Annotated in this window: 17 protein-coding genes and 1 pseudogene; all 18 read left to right on the forward strand. The window is 42.1% G+C overall.

From position 1 onward, the window contains the following. The first annotated feature begins 9 nt into the window (after window positions 1-9). The 18 genes and pseudogenes from C6W21_RS18635 (at window position 10) to lysS (ending at window position 17,063) form a co-directional block, all read left to right on the forward strand. Window positions 10-747, forward strand: a complete 738-nt coding sequence (locus C6W21_RS18635; protein ID WP_106052271.1) for a vWA domain-containing protein — start codon at window positions 10-12, stop codon at window positions 745-747. Beyond that, the gene (locus C6W21_RS18640; protein ID WP_106052301.1) at window positions 731-1,738 is read left to right on the forward strand and encodes a protein kinase domain-containing protein; all 1,008 of its coding nucleotides are present in this window, start codon (window positions 731-733) and stop codon (window positions 1,736-1,738) included. Before C6W21_RS18635 ends, C6W21_RS18640 begins: the two co-directional genes overlap by 17 nt. A 96-nt stretch (window positions 1,739-1,834) precedes the next feature. Continuing rightward, window positions 1,835-3,257 (forward strand): annotated as a pseudogene (gene tilS, locus C6W21_RS18645) (tRNA lysidine(34) synthetase TilS). Then, window positions 3,254-3,793, forward strand: coding sequence for a hypoxanthine phosphoribosyltransferase (gene hpt, locus C6W21_RS18650; RefSeq protein WP_008357399.1), 540 nt, complete (start codon window positions 3,254-3,256; stop codon window positions 3,791-3,793). The pseudogene tilS and the gene hpt overlap by 4 nt, the downstream one beginning before the upstream one ends. A gap of 95 nt (window positions 3,794-3,888) precedes the next feature. Further along, window positions 3,889-5,793 carry an ATP-dependent zinc metalloprotease FtsH gene (gene ftsH, locus C6W21_RS18655; protein ID WP_034665747.1) on the forward strand — a complete coding sequence of 635 codons (1,905 nt, stop codon included), beginning with the start codon at window positions 3,889-3,891 and terminating at the stop codon, window positions 5,791-5,793. 161 nt (window positions 5,794-5,954) lie between these two features. After that, on the forward strand, window positions 5,955-6,731 hold the full coding sequence (locus C6W21_RS18660) for a type III pantothenate kinase (protein ID WP_008341820.1): 777 nt from the start codon (window positions 5,955-5,957) through the stop codon (window positions 6,729-6,731). A 14-nt stretch (window positions 6,732-6,745) separates the two neighbouring features. Beyond that, on the forward strand, window positions 6,746-7,621 hold the full coding sequence (gene hslO, locus C6W21_RS18665) for an Hsp33 family molecular chaperone HslO (RefSeq protein WP_012008671.1): 876 nt from the start codon (window positions 6,746-6,748) through the stop codon (window positions 7,619-7,621). 52 nt (window positions 7,622-7,673) lie between these two features. Continuing rightward, window positions 7,674-8,576, forward strand: a complete 903-nt coding sequence (locus C6W21_RS18670; protein ID WP_223249633.1) for a peptidyl-prolyl cis-trans isomerase — start codon at window positions 7,674-7,676, stop codon at window positions 8,574-8,576. A 77-nt stretch (window positions 8,577-8,653) separates the two neighbouring features. Further along, window positions 8,654-9,577, forward strand: coding sequence for a cysteine synthase A (gene cysK / locus C6W21_RS18675; RefSeq protein ID WP_106052277.1), 924 nt, complete (start codon window positions 8,654-8,656; stop codon window positions 9,575-9,577). A 124-nt stretch (window positions 9,578-9,701) separates the two neighbouring features. Further along, a complete protein-coding gene (locus C6W21_RS18680; RefSeq protein WP_106052304.1) occupies window positions 9,702-11,120 on the forward strand; it encodes an anthranilate synthase component I family protein in 1,419 nt (472 codons plus the stop codon). Between the two features lie 13 nt (window positions 11,121-11,133). Beyond that, window positions 11,134-11,727 (forward strand): aminodeoxychorismate/anthranilate synthase component II, encoded by a 594-nt coding sequence (gene pabA / locus C6W21_RS18685; RefSeq protein ID WP_106052279.1) that lies wholly within the window; start codon window positions 11,134-11,136, stop codon window positions 11,725-11,727. Further along, window positions 11,724-12,572: an aminodeoxychorismate lyase gene (gene pabC, locus C6W21_RS18690; RefSeq protein ID WP_106052281.1), complete on the forward strand. Its 849-nt coding sequence runs from the start codon at window positions 11,724-11,726 to the stop codon at window positions 12,570-12,572. Before pabA ends, pabC begins: the two co-directional genes overlap by 4 nt. A 9-nt stretch (window positions 12,573-12,581) precedes the next feature. Beyond that, window positions 12,582-13,439, forward strand: a complete 858-nt coding sequence (folP, locus tag C6W21_RS18695; RefSeq protein WP_106052283.1) for a dihydropteroate synthase — start codon at window positions 12,582-12,584, stop codon at window positions 13,437-13,439. Beyond that, window positions 13,432-13,794, forward strand: coding sequence for a dihydroneopterin aldolase (folB, locus tag C6W21_RS18700; RefSeq protein ID WP_106052285.1), 363 nt, complete (start codon window positions 13,432-13,434; stop codon window positions 13,792-13,794). Before folP ends, folB begins: the two co-directional genes overlap by 8 nt. After that, the gene (gene folK / locus C6W21_RS18705) at window positions 13,791-14,294 is read left to right on the forward strand and encodes a 2-amino-4-hydroxy-6-hydroxymethyldihydropteridine diphosphokinase (protein ID WP_106052288.1); all 504 of its coding nucleotides are present in this window, start codon (window positions 13,791-13,793) and stop codon (window positions 14,292-14,294) included. The genes folB and folK overlap by 4 nt, the downstream gene beginning before the upstream one ends. Next, window positions 14,246-14,479 (forward strand): helix-turn-helix domain-containing protein, encoded by a 234-nt coding sequence (locus C6W21_RS18710; protein ID WP_106052290.1) that lies wholly within the window; start codon window positions 14,246-14,248, stop codon window positions 14,477-14,479. Before folK ends, C6W21_RS18710 begins: the two co-directional genes overlap by 49 nt. Next, window positions 14,472-15,473 (forward strand): tRNA dihydrouridine synthase DusB, encoded by a 1,002-nt coding sequence (dusB, locus tag C6W21_RS18715; RefSeq protein WP_106052293.1) that lies wholly within the window; start codon window positions 14,472-14,474, stop codon window positions 15,471-15,473. Before C6W21_RS18710 ends, dusB begins: the two co-directional genes overlap by 8 nt. Window positions 15,474-15,563: 90 nt before the next feature. Next, window positions 15,564-17,063, forward strand: coding sequence for a lysine--tRNA ligase (lysS, locus tag C6W21_RS18720; RefSeq protein ID WP_106052297.1), 1,500 nt, complete (start codon window positions 15,564-15,566; stop codon window positions 17,061-17,063). Window positions 17,064-17,411 lie beyond the last annotated feature (348 nt).

Consider the following 17,411-nt stretch of genomic DNA (forward strand, 5'->3'; position numbering starts at 1 on the left):
GGAATGAAGATGCGAAAAGGTCACGTAAACCAAATCTTATTGATTACTGATGGCTGCTCAAATCACGGGGAAGATCCACTTGCGATTGCCTCATTGGCAAAGGAACAAGGGATTACAGTCAATGTCATTGGCATTATGGAGGAAAACAGACACGATCATGAAGCAATGAAAGAAGTCGAGGGGATTGCTCTCGCAGGCGGAGGCATTCATCAGGTTGTCTACGTCCAGCAGTTATCGCAAACGGTACAAATGGTCACAAAAAAAGCGATGACACAAACCTTACAAGGTGTTGTGAATAAAGAATTGCAGCAAATACTTGGCAAAGACACTGAAATTGAAGAGCTTCCGCCTGATAAACGTGGGGAAGTGATGGAAGTAGTCGATGAGTTAGGAGAGACGGTCCACCTTCAAGTACTCGTGCTTGTTGATACTAGTGCAAGTATGAAACCGAAGCTGCCGACAGTCAAAGAAGCACTCATCGATCTCTCTATTAGTTTAAATTCAAGGATTGGTGAAAATCAGTTTGGGATGTGTATATTTCCCGGGAAAAACTCAGATGCTGAAATTGTGTTGAATTGGACGCCTCGATTCGATTCGTTATCATCTATTTTCCCGAAACTGACCACTGGAGGAATTACTCCAACTGGACCAGCGCTTCGAGAAGCACTCCAGCATTTCAAATCAGTTCGTTCGCGTAAAGGGCTGCTTGAAGCAAAGGAAGAGCATGATGATGAATTCGGCTTCTAACATTCCGTTAGGCACGGTGATTCAAGGGAAATGGCATCTCCATCATTACCGCATTGTAAAAGAGCTGGGAAAAGGGGCGAACGGTATTGTCTATTTAGCTGAATCGCCAAATGGTCAAGTAGCCCTTAAAGTGAGTGATGACAGTATGCTCATTGCATCTGAAGTCAATGTATTAAAATCCTTTTCAAAGGCTCCTGTGAAAACCATGGGGCCTTCTTTTTATGATATGGATGATGCGATTTATCCCGGCATGCATCAAAAGCGTTCCTTTTATGTGATGGAGTATGTCAGAGGCCCGTTACTGCTTGAATTTGTAAAACAAAAAGGTGATGAGTGGATCGTCGTTTTAATGGTTCAGCTTTTATCTAACCTGGCTCATTTACATCAAGAAGGCTGGATTTTCGGTGACTTGAAGCCAGATAATCTCATCGTGTCTGGTCCCCCAGCCGCGATCCGGTGCATTGATGTAGGAGGAACGACAAAAGCAGGAAGGGCAATCAAGGAGTATACAGAGTTTTTTGATCGAGGCTATTGGGGATTCGGCACAAGAAAGGCAGAGCCTTCTTATGATCTGTTTGCCTTAAGCATGGTGATGGTGAACTGTGCGTATAAGAAAGAATTCAAAAAAGGAGCAGAACCGAAAGAGCAGCTTTACAGAGCCATTGAAGGACATCCTTTATTAAAGCGATATGAAAGGGTGTTAAAGGCTGCTCTACAAGGTAAATATCAATCAGCGGCGGATATGAAAAGCGCGATGCTGAAAGAAGGACAGCTGATCGCTTCAAGAAAAACGAGTCAAAAGAAGCAGCGGCAAAAAAACGGGCAAAAGCCCGCTGTTCAACAAAATCAACGGGTGACTTCACGATCGAGAGTTGCAGCAGCAAAAAGAACTCCTGTACGTAAAAAAGCAGGCGGGCTTTTTGAAACTATTCTTATCGTATTCAGTGTACTTGCTCTTTACTGTGCATATGTGGTTTTGTTCCTGCTATAGACCTGTAAAAAAGCAGGCTTCATCTTTGCTTGGAGCTACTGAAAGTGATAGGATATGTATATCTTTAAATTACCTGCTCTTTGTGAGGAGGAAGTTGTGAATAGAATTGAATCATTTTTGAAAAAACATGATGTTTACCTTGAAAATACGACAGTCATTGTCGGGGTTTCTGGCGGACCAGATTCCATGCTCTTACTGCACGAACTAAACAAGCGCCGAAAAGGTTCCTATCAGCTGATTGCAGCCCATGTAGATCACATGTTCAGAGGAGAAGAATCCTTTGCTGATTTGGCATTTGTTGAGGCTTACTGTAAGGAGCAGGGGATTCCTTTTGAATCGGCCCGCATACAGGTCACCCAATATGCAAAAGAAAACCGCTTAAACAAACAGGCAGCTGCAAGGGAGTGCAGATATGCTTTCTTTCGTCAATTGATGGAGCAATACAACGCTCAATTTATAGCGCTTGCACATCATGGAGATGACCAAGTGGAAACAATGATGATGAGGCTTGCGAGAGGGACTGTTGGAATAGGACTCGCTGGTATTCAAGCAAAACGCCATTTTCAAGATGGATGGCTGATTCGGCCGCTCATTGGATATTCCAAGGACGACGTGCTAACAGCTTGTGAAAAAGACCATATTCCCTATGTCATTGATCAAAGCAATCACACTGATGACTACTTGAGGAACCGGATAAGAAGACACATTCTTCCCGTGTTAAAAGAAGAGGTACCTCATGTACATGAAAGCTTTCAGTTTGTAAGTGACATGCTGACTGAGGATGAGCAATACTTGCAGGCATTAACAAAGGAACAAATGAACCAAGTGATAACGAATCAATCGCCTAAGCAAATTGAGATCAAAACGAAGCCTTTGCTTGACCTGCCTTTGCCTTTACAAAGAAGAGGCATTCAACTAATATTAAACTATCTTTATGAAAACACTCAATCAGCGTTTTCAAATCAGCATATTCTAGGGACTTTGGACTGGTTATCTCATACCGAACAACCGTCTGGATCATTAGATTTGCCAAAAGGTTTACAAGCTGTCAAGTCTTATGATTACTGTATGTTTACCTTTGAACGATCGCTTGTACTAGACCAGTCTTATGCTCTTCATTTAAAGGGTGAGCTTGGAGAGGAGCTTTTCCTTCCAAATGGGCAGTCTATCGTGGTATCAAATCATGTTCCGAAGGATGCACGGAACGGAAACCATTTTTTCTTGCTTCAAAAAGATCATGTTCGTCTCCCTTTGATCATTCGCTCACGAAAAAATGGTGATCGAATCAAACTTAAAGGGATGAATGGATCAAAAAAGGTGAAGGATATATTTATTGATAAAAAAGTGCCTCTTGCAGAAAGAGACAGCTGGCCGATCGTCACTGACTCGGATCATCAAATCATCTGGATACCAGGTCTGAAAAAATCCGTTTTTGAAGAAATTGATATGACAAACAGCGATCTCATTGTATTACAATATAGACAGCATGAAAATTTGTAGGGGGCAAGCAAAAGCATGAAACAAGATATTGAAAAGATTTTGATCTCAGAAGAAGAGATCCAGCAAAAAGTGAAGGAACTGGGTGCAACATTAACCAGCGATTATGATGGTAAATTTCCCCTGGCTATTGGTGTTTTGAAAGGGGCTCTTCCATTCATGGCGGACCTGATCAAACACATTGATACATATTTAGAACTTGATTTTATGGATGTATCTAGCTACGGAAAATCTACCGTATCTTCAGGAGAAGTAAAGATCATTAAGGATCTTGATACTTCTGTTGAAGGAAGAGATATTTTAATTATGGAAGATATCATCGACAGTGGGTTAACTTTGAGCTATCTGGTAGAGCTTTTCCGATACCGTAAAGCAAACTCCATAAAAATTGTGACATTGCTTGATAAACCAAGCGGTCGTAAAGCAGACATCAAAGCAGATTATGTTGGATTTGAAGTGCCAGATGCATTTGTTGTCGGCTATGGATTGGATTTCGCTGAACGTTACCGAAACCTCCCGTATATTGGAGTGTTAAAACCATCTGTTTACGAAGGCTAATCAGCATGCGTATACATGAGGTTATTGGTTGTATTGGAATGATTTTCTATGATACTATTGAACATAGTTGTGCTTACTGTGGGAGGAGGTAAGGAATGAATCGGGTTTTTCGTAATACGATTTTTTATATACTTATTTTATTACTTGTGATAGGGGTAGTCAGTTGGTTAGGATCCCCTAATCAAAAGCCTGAGAACATGTCTTACAGCAAATTTTCGCAAAATCTAAGTGCGGGAAAAGTGGAGAGTATCTCTATTCAGCCTGTAAGAGGGGTTTATGAAATTCGTGGTCAATTAGATGGCGCGAAAAAAGATCAATACTTCATTACCCATGTTCCAGATGGTCAAGGTGTTGACCAAATTTACAGTGCACTGAAGAATACAGATGTAAAAGTAGAACCAGCACCTGAAACAAATGGATGGCTGCAAGTTCTGACAACCATCATTCCGTTTATCATCATCTTTATCCTGTTCTTCTTCTTATTGAACCAAGCTCAGGGCGGTGGAAGCCGTGTCATGAACTTTGGTAAGAGTAAGGCGAAGCTTTACACAGAAGAGAAGAAACGTGTGAAATTTAAAGATGTTGCGGGTGCAGATGAAGAAAAGCAAGAGCTTGTAGAAGTGGTTGAATTCCTGAAGGACCCACGTAAATTTGCGGAGCTTGGCGCAAGAATCCCTAAAGGGGTTTTACTAGTAGGGCCTCCAGGTACAGGTAAAACGTTGCTTGCGAGAGCATCTGCAGGAGAAGCAGGCGTTCCTTTCTTCAGCATCAGTGGTTCTGACTTCGTCGAGATGTTCGTCGGTGTCGGTGCATCACGTGTACGTGATTTATTCGAAAATGCGAAAAAGAATGCACCTTGCTTAATCTTTATTGATGAGATTGATGCAGTTGGTCGTCAGCGTGGAGCAGGTCTTGGCGGCGGTCATGATGAGCGCGAACAAACGCTTAACCAGCTTCTTGTTGAAATGGATGGTTTTAGTGCGAACGAAGGTATTATTATCATTGCTGCGACGAACCGTGCAGATATCCTAGATCCTGCATTGCTGCGTCCGGGACGTTTTGACCGTCAAATTACGGTTGACCGCCCAGATGTCATTGGCCGTGAAGAAGTACTGAAGGTTCATGCGAAAAACAAACCGCTTGATGATACAGTGAACTTGAAAGCCATTGCAAGCAGAACACCAGGGTTCTCTGGAGCAGATCTTGAGAACTTACTAAACGAAGCAGCGCTAGTTGCTGCTCGTCATAACAAAAAGAAAATCGATATGCGTGATATCGACGAAGCGACTGATCGTGTCATCGCTGGGCCGGCGAAGAAAAGCCGCGTCATTTCGAAGAAAGAACGTAATATCGTGGCTTACCATGAAGCAGGTCATACTGTGATTGGACTTATCCTAGACGAAGCGGATATGGTGCATAAAGTAACGATCGTTCCTCGTGGTCAGGCAGGCGGATATGCGGTCATGCTTCCAAGAGAAGACCGTTATTTCCAAACGAAGCCAGAGCTTCTTGATAAAATTGTCGGCTTGCTCGGCGGTCGTGTTGCAGAGGAAATTACGTTTGGTGAAGTAAGCACAGGCGCTCACAACGACTTCCAGCGTGCAACAGGCATTGCAAGAAAAATGGTTACTGAGTTCGGTATGTCTGATAAGCTTGGTCCGCTTCAGTTCGGTCAAGCACAAGGTGGTCAAGTGTTCCTAGGCCGTGATTTTAACAACGAGCCGAATTATAGTGAAGCCATTGCTTACGAGATTGACCAAGAAATTCAGCGTTTCATCAAGGACAGCTACGAACGTGCGAAACAAATTCTCACTGAGAACAAAGATAAGCTAGAAATTATCGCACAAGCCCTTCTAGAAGTTGAAACATTAGATGCTGAGCAAATTAAATCTCTTTACGAAACTGGAAAGCTTCCAGAGCGTATATACGCGGATGACGAAGAGAAAAACGATGATGTGAAAGTGAACATCAAGAAAAAAGAAGAAGATGAGGAGATCTAATCTCCTTCTGTGAAAGCTGCCGGGATCACCGGCAGCTTTTTTTATTTCGATTCATGAATGGATCGGTTTCGAATTGTTTACAAATGGAACTCAATTCGTGTATGGTATGATAGAAAGTCGAAAAATGCTCTTTTGAGAAACTATTCAAAGTGGTGATGAAGTTGTTACTCGTGATAGATGTAGGAAACACAAATACCGTTTTAGGTGTTTATCATAATGGCGATCTAAACTACCATTGGCGAATTGAAACAAGCCGTCATAAAACAGAAGACGAATTTGGTATGGCCATCAGGTCTTTATTTGATTATGTGGGGCTGATGTTTGATCAAATAGAAGGAATTATCATCTCGTCTGTTGTCCCGCCAATGATGTTTGCACTAGAAAGAATGTGCGAGAAGTACTTTCACATAACACCCCAAATTGTAGGGCCTGGAATGAAGACTGGATTAAACATTATGTGTGACAATCCAAAGGAAGTCGGGGCTGATCGAATTGTGAATGCAGTAGCGGCGATTCACCTATATGGGGCACCTCTCATTGTGGTAGACTTTGGCACAGCGACAACCTACTGCTATATCAATGAACAAAAACAATACATGGGTGGGGCAATTGCACCTGGTATTACCATCTCAACAGAGGCTTTATATACAAGAGCGGCGAAGCTGCCGAGAATTGAAATTGTCCGTCCAGATCACATTGTTGGAAAAAACACTATTAGTGCGATGCAATCCGGCATCCTTTATGGATATGTTGGGCAAGTCGAGGGAATAGTGAAACGGATGAAGCAGCAAGCGAAACAAACACCGAAAGTCATTGCAACAGGCGGTTTGTCCACATTGATTGGAAATGAATCAGACTGCATTGATATTGTCGATCCGTTCTTAACATTAAAAGGACTTCAACTCATTTATGAACGTAATCGTGTCGGTGTACTATAGGAGGTTTAAATCGAATGGATTACTTAGTTAAAGCGTTAGCATATGACGGAAAAGTCCGAGCATATGCTGCAAATACAACAGATACAATCAATGAAGCACAAAGAAGACACCATACATGGCCAACAGCATCAGCAGCGATTGGCAGAACAATGACAGCTACAGTCATGATGGGTGCTATGCTAAAAGGCGAAAATAAGCTAACGGTCAAAATTGAAGGCGGTGGACCAATCGGTGCCATCATTGCTGATGGAAACGCAAAAGGTCAGGTGCGTGGATATGTCTCAAACCCACAAGTACACTTTGACTTAAATGAACATGGCAAGCTGGATGTCAGACGTGCAGTCGGGACATCTGGAACGTTAAGTGTTGTCAAAGATATCGGACTGAAAGATCACTTTACAGGACAAACAGAGATCGTCTCAGGTGAAATTGGAGATGACTTCACTTATTATCTTGTCTCTTCTGAGCAAGTGCCTTCCTCTGTAGGCGTAGGGGTTCTGGTCAATCCAGATAACTCGATCCTCGCAGCAGGCGGTTTCATCATTCAATTGCTACCTGGAACAGAAGATGCTGTCATCGAAAGACTAGAAAAGCGGCTCTCAACCATTGAACCCATTTCTAAACTCATTGAAAAAGGGATGACACCAGAAGAAATTTTAGAAGAAGTACTCGGAGAAAAACCTCAAATTTTAGAAACTGTACCTGTCGAATTCTCTTGTAACTGCTCAAAAGAACGTTTTGCTAATGGCATTATCAGCCTAGGAAAAGCCGAAATTGACGACATGATTGAACAAGACGGACAAGCAGAAGCTCAATGCCATTTTTGTAACGAAACGTATGTATTTACAAAAGAAGAGCTAGAAGAGCTACGTGAAGAAATAACCCGCTAAGCTCTAAGCAGCGGGTTTTCTTTTTAGAATGGAAAGGAGACAAAAGATGAGACTGAAAGCAAGAGTAGTATGGACATTTATCCTTGTGTTGCTCATGATCAATGCCGTTGTCATTGCATATGTATTAACAAAGTCGCAAATGTCACAGGCTTCTTCAAACGGGAAGAGCGGTGAAGAAATTGCGTCGATTGGAAAAGAGAAGGTGACGCGTCAAGATTGGTTAAAGAAGATGGAAGACCGCTATGGCAAGGCAACACTTGAGCAAATGATTAATCAGAAGGTGGTCGATCAGCTTGCGAAAGAAAACAAGCTTGAGGTGTCTTCAAAAGAGATCAATCGTGAATTGCTGATGCTTAAAGCGGTATCTAATAATTTCTACGAAGATGGACATACAAGTGAAAAGGAATGGAAAGAACAGATTCGTTATCAAATTTTATTAGAGCAGCTTTTAACGAGAGATGCTGTCGTTTCTGAAAAAGAAGCGAAATCCTTTTATGAAAAAAACAAGGACTTATATCAATATGATGATTCATACCGTATTCGTCATATCGTCGTGAAGACAAAGGGCGAAGCTGAGAATGTATTGAAGGATCTAAAAGGCGGATCTAGCTTCGAAGCGGTGGCAGCTGAACGCTCCATTGACCGCTACACCTCTCCATATGGCGGAGATCTTGGGTTTGTAACAGAAGAACAAGAAAGTATCCCAGCCCTATACATACAGGAAGCTCAAAAGCTTCAGCCAGAGGAGTGGACGAAAGAGCCGATCGAGACCAAAAACGGGTATGCCATTATTCAACTAAAAGAAAAATTAAATGGCCGCTCCTTCTCTTATGAAGAAGTCAAAGACCAGATCAAAAGGCAGATTGCCATGGAAGATCTAGGTGAAAAGGCGAATGTCAAAACCCTGTGGAAAGAAGCAAAAGTCACATGGTTTTACGATGGCGAGCAGGACTAAAAGCATTGACAAAATTTTTTGAAATTGATAATTTAATATTAATACAATAAAATTACTCGGAGATAGAGGTGTTAGTGATGGCTCGTATTGCAAATTCAGTTTTTGAACTAATAGGAAATACACCAGTCGTTAAATTAAACCGTTTAGTAGATGAAAACAGTGCGGATGTCTACTTGAAACTTGAATATATGAACCCTGGCAGCAGTGTAAAAGATCGTATTGCGTTAGCGATGATCGAAGATGCTGAAGCGAAAGGTACTTTAAAAGCCGGCGACACGCTTATCGAACCAACAAGCGGAAACACAGGGATCGGTCTTGCGATGGTAGCGGCAGCTAAAGGAATTAACGCAATTCTAGTGATGCCAGACACAATGAGTCAGGAGCGCCGCAACCTTTTACGCGCTTATGGTGCAGATCTTGTATTAACACCAGGTGCAGAAGGAATGAAAGGTGCCATCAAAAAGGCAGAAGAATTGGCAGAAGAGCACGGTTACTTCATGCCTCAGCAATTTAGCAACGAAGCCAATGCAGAGATTCACCGTCGTACTACAGGAAAAGAAATTCTTGAACAGTTTGACGGCGAGCTTGATGCATTTATTGCAGGTGTTGGTACGGGCGGCACGATTACGGGTGCTGGTGAAGTCCTAAAAGAAGCCATCCCATCGATTCAGCTTTATGCGGTAGAGCCGACAGATTCTCCTGTACTATCAGGCGGAAAGCCAGGCCCGCATAAAATTCAAGGGATTGGAGCAGGTTTTATCCCTTCAATCTTGAACACGGAAGTATATGACGGCATTATCCAAGTGAAAAACGAAGATGCATTTGAGCTTGCAAGAAAAGCAGCGAAAGAGGAAGGGATCCTTGGCGGTATTTCTTCAGGAGCAGCTATTTACGCAGCACTTCAAACAGCGAAGAAGCTTGGTAAAGGGAAAAAGGTTCTGGCAATCATCCCAAGTAATGGGGAGCGTTACCTCAGTACACCTCTTTATCAATTCGATTAAACCAATTACCCCAGCATTTGCTGGGGTTTTTTTATGAAATCTGTAGATGGAAAGCAAATACTATTTTCTAAATAAATTGGATTGCATTACAATAAGATTAATGAAAATGAAAAAGGATGATAACATGACACAACGCAGGCCGATGGGCATCAAAATTCCTTTTACGAAAGATGCATTTTTGAAAAGATACGAACAATTAACTGCTGGCGAAACACACCATGTTCTTCTTGAAAGTGCTCGCGGCGGTTCATACAGCATTGCTGGCATTCACCCAATCGCTAAAGCGAAGGGGAAAGACGGGATGACAACCATCCATTATCAAGATGAGGTGCTGTTCAAAGAAGGCGATCCGTTCAGAGCGTTTACGGATTGGTTCCAAACCTTTCAAACCGAAACGAATGAGGAATACCCTGATTTTCAAGGCGGGGCGATTGGATTTTTAAGTTATGATTATGCTAGATATATTGAGCATTTTAAGATGCTGTCCATTGATGACCTGAAAACACCTGATCTTTATTTTCTCGTGTTTAATGATGTTGCGGTCTTTGATCATGAAGAAAACGTGCTGTGGCTGATCACTCACACAGAGGGAGCGGAACCTGTGAGTGACACTCATCAAAGACTCGAAGAATTGAAGAGAAAGTGGACAAGCACTTCAGAAGAATCAGCGCAATCACCTGTTTATGAATCTTTTGCAGAATTTGTACCAGCAGCACCTTTTACCGAAGAAACCTTTGGAGAAGCAGTAGAGAAAATTAAGCAATATATCGCAAATGGTGATGTGTTCCAAGTGAATTTATCCATCAGACAAGATGAACAGCTCCACACACATCCGTATGATTTATACAAAACGTTACGTCAAGTCAATCCATCTCCGTATATGTCTTATCTGCACACGCCTGATTTCCAGATTGTTTGTGGATCTCCAGAGCTGCTTATTAAGAAAAAGGGGACTCAATTAGAAACAAGACCGATTGCGGGTACAAGATCAAGAGGCAAAGACGACGCTGAGGATCAAGCGCTGGCAAAAGAGCTCATTGAAAATGAAAAAGAACGAGCGGAGCATGTGATGCTCGTGGATCTTGAGCGGAATGATCTTGGACGCGTGTCCACTTATGGCTCAGTAAGAGTGAACGAATTTATGGCGATTGAGAAATATTCACACGTGATGCACATTGTATCCAACGTACAAGGGGAACTGCGTGAAGATTGTGATGCAGTAGATGTCATGAGAGCTGTATTCCCAGGCGGAACAATTACAGGTGCTCCAAAGGTGAGAACAATGGAAATCATAGAAGAGCTTGAGCCAACAAGACGTGGGCTTTATACTGGATCTATAGGCTGGTTTGGATTCAATCAAGATATGCACTTTAATATCGTCATTCGTACAGCGTACTGTACCGAAGGAAAAGCCTTTTTGCAGTCAGGTGCGGGGATCGTCATCGATTCTGTACCAAAGCACGAATACAAAGAATCGATTAAAAAAGCCTATGCAGTAAAAAAAGCATTACAGCTGAGCAAAGAAGAGACTATTTTGAGTTAGAGGTGAGCAGAGTATGATATTAATGATTGATAATTATGATTCATTTACGTACAACCTGGTCCAGTATTTAGGTGAGCTTGGAGAAGAATTGATCGTGAAACGGAATGATCAAGTAACCATTCAAGAAATCGAAGAGCTTCAGCCGGATTTTCTCATGATTTCTCCAGGGCCATGCAGTCCTGATGAAGCGGGAATTAGTATGGAGGCGATCAAGCACTTTGCGGGAAGTATTCCGATCTTCGGTGTGTGTCTAGGGCATCAATCCATTGCGCAAGTTTTTGGCGGAGATGTCGTTCGTGCAGAGCGCTTAATGCATGGTAAAACGTCAGAGATTGAACATGACGGCAAAGGTGTCTTCACTGGACTCCAAAATCCGCTTGTCGCAACGAGATATCATTCATTGATTGTCAAAAACGAGACGCTGCCGGAATGCTTTGACGCAACAGCCAGCACAAAGGAAGGCGAGCTCATGGCCATTCGCCATAAAGAGCTGCCTATTGAAAGTGTACAGTTTCATCCTGAATCGATTATGACGTCCTTCGGAAAAGAAATGCTGAAAAATTTCATTGAAACCTATCGTAAAAAGGGGCATGAAGTAAACGCATGATCATTTATCTGAACGGTCAGTATATAGAGGAGAAAGATGCGACTCTTTCTCCTTTTGATCATGGTTTTCTATATGGCATCGGTGTATTCGAAACATTTACCAGCCTGGCAGGACAAGTCTTTCTGTTAGATTGGCACCTTGAAAGGCTCAATCAATCATTGCGTGACCTTTGCATCGAATCCACAATAGAGAAACCATTTGTACTTGACATCATTCATACCTTATTGAATAAAAACGAAATAGCCCGTGGTCATGCGAGAATTCGCTTCAATGTTTCTGCAGGCAGAGGCAATGGATTTTCTGCAGATCCTTATGAAGAGCCTGTCGTTTTTGTCATGATCTCTCCATTCCGGCCCGAATCTGTTTTAGATGAGAAGCAGGGAGTCATTCTTCAAACGAGGAGAAATACGCCGGAAGGTCCAAGGCGCCTCAAGTCTCATCATTATATGAACAACCTGCTGGCTAAAAGAGAAGTGGGAAATGATCCGTCGTTAGAAGGCATCTTTTTAACAAAAGAAAATGATGTGGCAGAAGGAATTACCTCCAATATATTTTGGCGAAAAGGTGATGTAATCTATACACCTTCACTTGATACAGGAATTTTAAATGGAGTCACTCGCCGATATTGTATCGAAACGCTTCAAGCGATGGGTGCTTCACTAAAAGTAGGGCGATACCCAGTCTCGCATTTGCTATCAGCTGATGAGGCATGGATGACCAATTCTGTTCAGGGGATTGTGCCTTTCAGAAGTATAGGGGAAATCTCCTTGCACCAAAACAGCTGGCTCATCTCAACAAAGTTGAGAACGCAATATACAAAAGAACGTCTAGATCACAAAGAGTAGGTGGACACAATGACACAACAAGTGATAAAACAGCCTAAAATCATACAAGCCAAGCACCACAACCTTAGTTATGAAGAAAAGACATTGGTCATGGGCATTTTAAATGTCACACCTGACTCTTTTTCAGATGGAGGAAAGTTTAATCAAGTGGATAAAGCGCTAGGTCATGCAGCGCAGCTGATAGAAGACGGGGCGCATATTATTGATATTGGCGGAGAATCGACTCGCCCAGGAGCGGCACTTGTCTCAGAACAAGAGGAGCTTTCAAGAGTCATTCCTGTCATTGAAAAGATCACAAAAGAATTGGATGTACCGATTTCCATTGATACGTATAAAGCCCATGTTGCAGATGAAGCGGTGAAAGCTGGAGCTTCCATCATTAATGATGTATGGGGAGCGAAGGCAGATCCTCAAATGGCGCATGTGGCAGCGAAGCACAATGTGCCGATTATTTTAATGCACAATCGGCCAGAGCGAAACTACACACATCTAATTTCAGATATCATCGCAGATTTGAAAGAAAGTGTTCAAATTGCGAAACAAGCGGGTGTCCGTGATGACATGATCATATTAGATCCAGGTGTAGGTTTTGCGAAAAATAAAGAGGACAACCTGATGGTCATGAATGAGCTCGAACATTTTTGTCACCTTGGGTACCCACTGCTCTTAGCTACATCTCGAAAACGATTCATCGGAGCTGTCTTAGACCTGCCGCCTGAAGCACGTACTGAAGGAACGGGTGCTACGGTCTGCCTTGGGATTCAAAAAGGCAGTGCGATGGTTCGCGTACATGATGTAAAAGAAATCGCAAGAATGGCAAAAATGATGGATGCCATGCTGAATAAGGGAGGCGCTTATCATCGATAAAGTATATGTAAATGGAATGGAATTTTACGGCTATCACGGCGTATTTGCAGAAGAAAATAAATTAGGACAGCGATTCCGTGTGGATTTAACAGCTTCACTTGATTTAAGTAAAGCCGGACAAACGGATGACCTCAATGAGACCATCAATTATGCAGAGCTCTACCAAATCTGCAAAAGCATTGTAGAAGGTGAATCAGTCAACCTTGTTGAAACGCTGACAGAAAGAATTGCGAGCCAAGTGTTAAAGGACTTTCCGACAGTTCAGGAATGTACAGTGAAGGTGATCAAACCAGATCCGCCAATTCCAGGACACTATCAGTCCGTTGCAATTGAAATGACGAGATCGCGCGCATGAACAATACCGCATACATCGCTTTAGGTTCGAACATAGGAAAAAAGGAAACCTATTTAAAAGAAGCCGTCAAAAAACTGCACGAACATCCAGAGGTTCAAGTCAAATTGATCTCATCTATATATGAAACAACACCTGTAGGTTACGAAAACCAAGATGACTTTTTAAACATGGCTGTGAAAATTTCCACCTCGCTTCGTCCGCATGAACTGCTGTCACTTACTCAGAAAATCGAGCAAGAGTTAGGCAGAACAAGAGAAGTGAGATGGGGACCACGAACGGCTGACCTTGACATTTTACTGTATAATCGTGAAAATATTGAAACAGAACAGCTTGTAGTGCCACATCCTAGAATGTACGAACGTTTATTCGTTCTCGTTCCGATGAGTGAGATTTGCCCAGAAATCGGCGAAGTACAAATAAATGCCGTAACAGACCAAGAAGGTGTAAGCATATGGAAAAAGACATGTGGGGTAGAAGAATTCGTGCATACCGAAAGCTAAAAGGGTATACTCAGGAAGGGTTCGCGAAAAGACTGGGTATCTCTGTCTCTGTCTTAGGAGAAATTGAGCGAGGTAATCGATTACCAACAAACCAATTGGTTGGTGAAATAGCAGATGCTTTAAATATAACGGTGGAAGAACTTTCGCCAATTCTTGAAGAAGGAAGGAGGGGAAATGATGTTTAAAATCGGAGATATCGACATTAAAAACAAAGTGGTTCTCGCACCTATGGCTGGTGTGTGCAACTCTGCCTTCAGACTGACAGTTAAAGAGTTTGGAGCGGGTTTAGTCTGCGCTGAAATGGTCAGTGACAAGGCGATCCTGATCAACAATGCAAGAACAATGGGTATGCTATACATTGATGAACGGGAAAAGCCTTTGAGCCTTCAGATATTTGGAGGTGAAAAAGACACACTCGTCGAAGCGGCAAAGTTTGTAGACCAGAACACAACAGCAGACATTATTGATATCAACATGGGCTGTCCTGTACCAAAGATTACGAAATGTGATGCAGGAGCGAAATGGCTGCTTGATCCAAACAAGATATATGAAATGGTTTCTGCTGTCGTAGAAGCTGTAGATAAACCTGTTACGGTGAAAATGAGAATGGGCTGGGACGAAGACCACATCTTCGCTATCGACAATGCCCGTGCTGTTGAACGAGCGGGCGGACAAGCGGTTGCGCTTCACGGACGGACGCGTGTGCAGATGTACGAAGGAACAGCGAATTGGGATATTATAAAAGAGGTCAAACAATCTGTTTCCATTCCTGTCATCGGCAATGGAGATGTCAAAACCCCTCAAGATGCAAAACGTATGCTTGATGAAACGGGTGTAGATGCTGTCATGATCGGAAGAGCCGCACTAGGAAACCCGTGGATGATCTATCGAACGGTTCATTATTTAGAAACCGGTGAACTGAAAGAAGAGCCAAACGTACGTGAGAAGATGTCAGTGTGCAAACTTCACTTAGACAGACTCATTGATCTGAAAGGCGAGCATGTGGCTGTCAGAGAAATGAGAAAACACGCAGCATGGTACTTAAAAGGTATCCGAGGCAATGCGGACGTAAGAAATCAAATCAATCAAAGTGAAACGAGAGCGGAGCTTGTACAAGTTCTTGATGACTTTACGATCGAAGCCGAGGCAAAAGAGCTTCAAAGTATAAAAGTAGGATAAGACTATCTTTCTTTTTGTAGCTCACTGCTAGTGCATGTACTGGCAGTTTTTCTGCTTTTCTCTGCAAAATACATTATTGGAGTGATTTAAATGAGTAATGAAGGGCTTAATAACGAAGAATTAAATGACCAATTCCAGGTCAGACGTGACAAAATGAATAAAATGAGAGAAGAGGGTATCGATCCATTCGGTGAACGATATGATCGCTCTCATCAATCTGCGCAAATTATCGCTGAATATGACGAGTTTTCTAAAGAAGACTTAGAAGGAAAATCGGCTCAAGTGACAATCGCTGGACGTATGATGACAAAGCGCGGAAAAGGAAAAGCTGGCTTTGCACATATACAAGACTTAGAAGGACAAATCCAAATATACGTTCGTAAAGATAGTGTAGGAGAAGAAGCTTACGAGTTATTCAAAAGTTCAGACCTAGGCGATATCATCGGTGTAACAGGAACGGTGTTTAAAACGAATGTAGGAGAACTTTCTATTAAAGCGACTAGCTTTGAGGTTCTCACAAAAGCACTTCGCCCGCTTCCTGATAAATATCATGGATTAAAAGATGTTGAACAACGCTATCGTCAGCGCTACCTTGACCTGATTGTAAATCCAGAAAGTAAGCAGACGTTCATCATGCGAAGCAAGATCATTCAATCCATGAGAAGATACTTAGATTCAAAAGGATACCTAGAAGTTGAAACACCAACAATGCACAGCATCCCTGGTGGTGCATCAGCACGTCCTTTCATTACTCATCACAATGCACTGGATATGCCACTTTATATGCGTATTGCGATCGAGCTGCACTTAAAACGCCTAATTGTCGGAGGCCTAGAGAAAGTATACGAGATTGGCCGTGTATTCCGTAACGAAGGTGTATCAACTCGTCATAACCCAGAATTCACTATGATCGAGCTGTACGAAGCTTACGCAGATTACAAAGACATCATGAACCTAACTGAAAACTTGATTGCTCATATTGCCGAAGAGGTCCTAGGCACAACCACTATTCAATATGGAGAAGATGAAATTGATCTCAAGCCTGAATGGAAGAGACTCCATATGGTTGAAGCGGTCAAAGAAGCAACTGGTGTAGACTTCTGGCAGGAGATGTCTGTAGAAGAAGCGACACAGCATGCCGCTGATCACGGAATTGAAATTACAAAAAACATGACAGTAGGTCATATCATCAATGAGTTCTTCGAGCAAAAAGTAGAAGAAACATTGGTTCAGCCTACATTTATTTACGGACACCCAGTGGAGATTTCTCCATTAGCTAAGAAAAATCCTGAAGACCCTCGCTTCACTGATCGCTTTGAGCTATTTATCGTACGCCGTGAGCATGCTAATGCATTTACAGAGCTAAACGATCCAATCGATCAAAGAGAACGATTCGAAGCTCAATTAAAAGAACGTGAAGAAGGAAATGACGAAGCGCATCTAATGGATGACGATTTTGTTGAAGCATTAGAATATGGCATGCCTCCAACAGGCGGTCTAGGAATCGGTATTGACCGGTTAATCATGCTATTAACAAATTCTCCATCAATCAGAGATGTACTGCTTTTCCCACAAATGAGAAACCGCTAATACATTAACCAAAGCGCCATTTTATCTATGGCGCTTTTTATTTTTCATAAAATGAAACTTTTTTTAAAAAAACTATTGCAAGGAAAGAATCAAGATGGTATATTATTATTCGTTGCCGCAAAACAGCAATGAGGTTAAAAAAAGAAATTGAAAAAATTCTTGACTTTAACCGATACGAAATGTTAAGATATTAAAGTCGCTTACGAGCGATAATGAAAATGATCTTTGAAAACTAAACAAGACAAAACGTACCTGTTAATTCGAGTTTTTATAAAAAATCCTATGATATATCATAGGTAGTCAGTCAAACGCTGACGAAAAACAAAACTTCGGTTTTGTACTTTTTCG

This window comes from Bacillus sp. NMCN1 (assembly GCF_002998085.1).
Taxonomy (GTDB): Bacteria; Bacillota; Bacilli; order Bacillales; family Bacillaceae; genus Bacillus.

What these genes read in the sequence shown, in the direction of transcription:
- C6W21_RS18710 (WP_106052290.1), top strand. Translation starts at nt 14,246, where the DNA reads ATGGAAAAAGACATGTGGGGTAGAAGAATTCGTGCATACCGAAAGCTA.
- C6W21_RS18640 (WP_106052301.1), top strand. Translation starts at nt 731, where the DNA reads ATGAATTCGGCTTCTAACATTCCGTTAGGCACGGTGATTCAAGGGAAA.
- folK (WP_106052288.1), top strand. Translation starts at nt 13,791, where the DNA reads ATGAACAATACCGCATACATCGCTTTAGGTTCGAACATAGGAAAAAAG.
- hslO (WP_012008671.1), top strand. Translation starts at nt 6,746, where the DNA reads ATGGATTACTTAGTTAAAGCGTTAGCATATGACGGAAAAGTCCGAGCA.
- ftsH (WP_034665747.1), top strand. Translation starts at nt 3,889, where the DNA reads ATGAATCGGGTTTTTCGTAATACGATTTTTTATATACTTATTTTATTA.
- pabA (WP_106052279.1), top strand. Translation starts at nt 11,134, where the DNA reads ATGATATTAATGATTGATAATTATGATTCATTTACGTACAACCTGGTC.
- hpt (WP_008357399.1), top strand. Translation starts at nt 3,254, where the DNA reads ATGAAACAAGATATTGAAAAGATTTTGATCTCAGAAGAAGAGATCCAG.
- pabC (WP_106052281.1), top strand. Translation starts at nt 11,724, where the DNA reads ATGATCATTTATCTGAACGGTCAGTATATAGAGGAGAAAGATGCGACT.
- C6W21_RS18680 (WP_106052304.1), top strand. Translation starts at nt 9,702, where the DNA reads ATGACACAACGCAGGCCGATGGGCATCAAAATTCCTTTTACGAAAGAT.
- lysS (WP_106052297.1), top strand. Translation starts at nt 15,564, where the DNA reads ATGAGTAATGAAGGGCTTAATAACGAAGAATTAAATGACCAATTCCAG.
- cysK (WP_106052277.1), top strand. Translation starts at nt 8,654, where the DNA reads ATGGCTCGTATTGCAAATTCAGTTTTTGAACTAATAGGAAATACACCA.
- dusB (WP_106052293.1), top strand. Translation starts at nt 14,472, where the DNA reads ATGTTTAAAATCGGAGATATCGACATTAAAAACAAAGTGGTTCTCGCA.
- C6W21_RS18635 (WP_106052271.1), top strand. Translation starts at nt 10, where the DNA reads ATGCGAAAAGGTCACGTAAACCAAATCTTATTGATTACTGATGGCTGC.
- folP (WP_106052283.1), top strand. Translation starts at nt 12,582, where the DNA reads ATGACACAACAAGTGATAAAACAGCCTAAAATCATACAAGCCAAGCAC.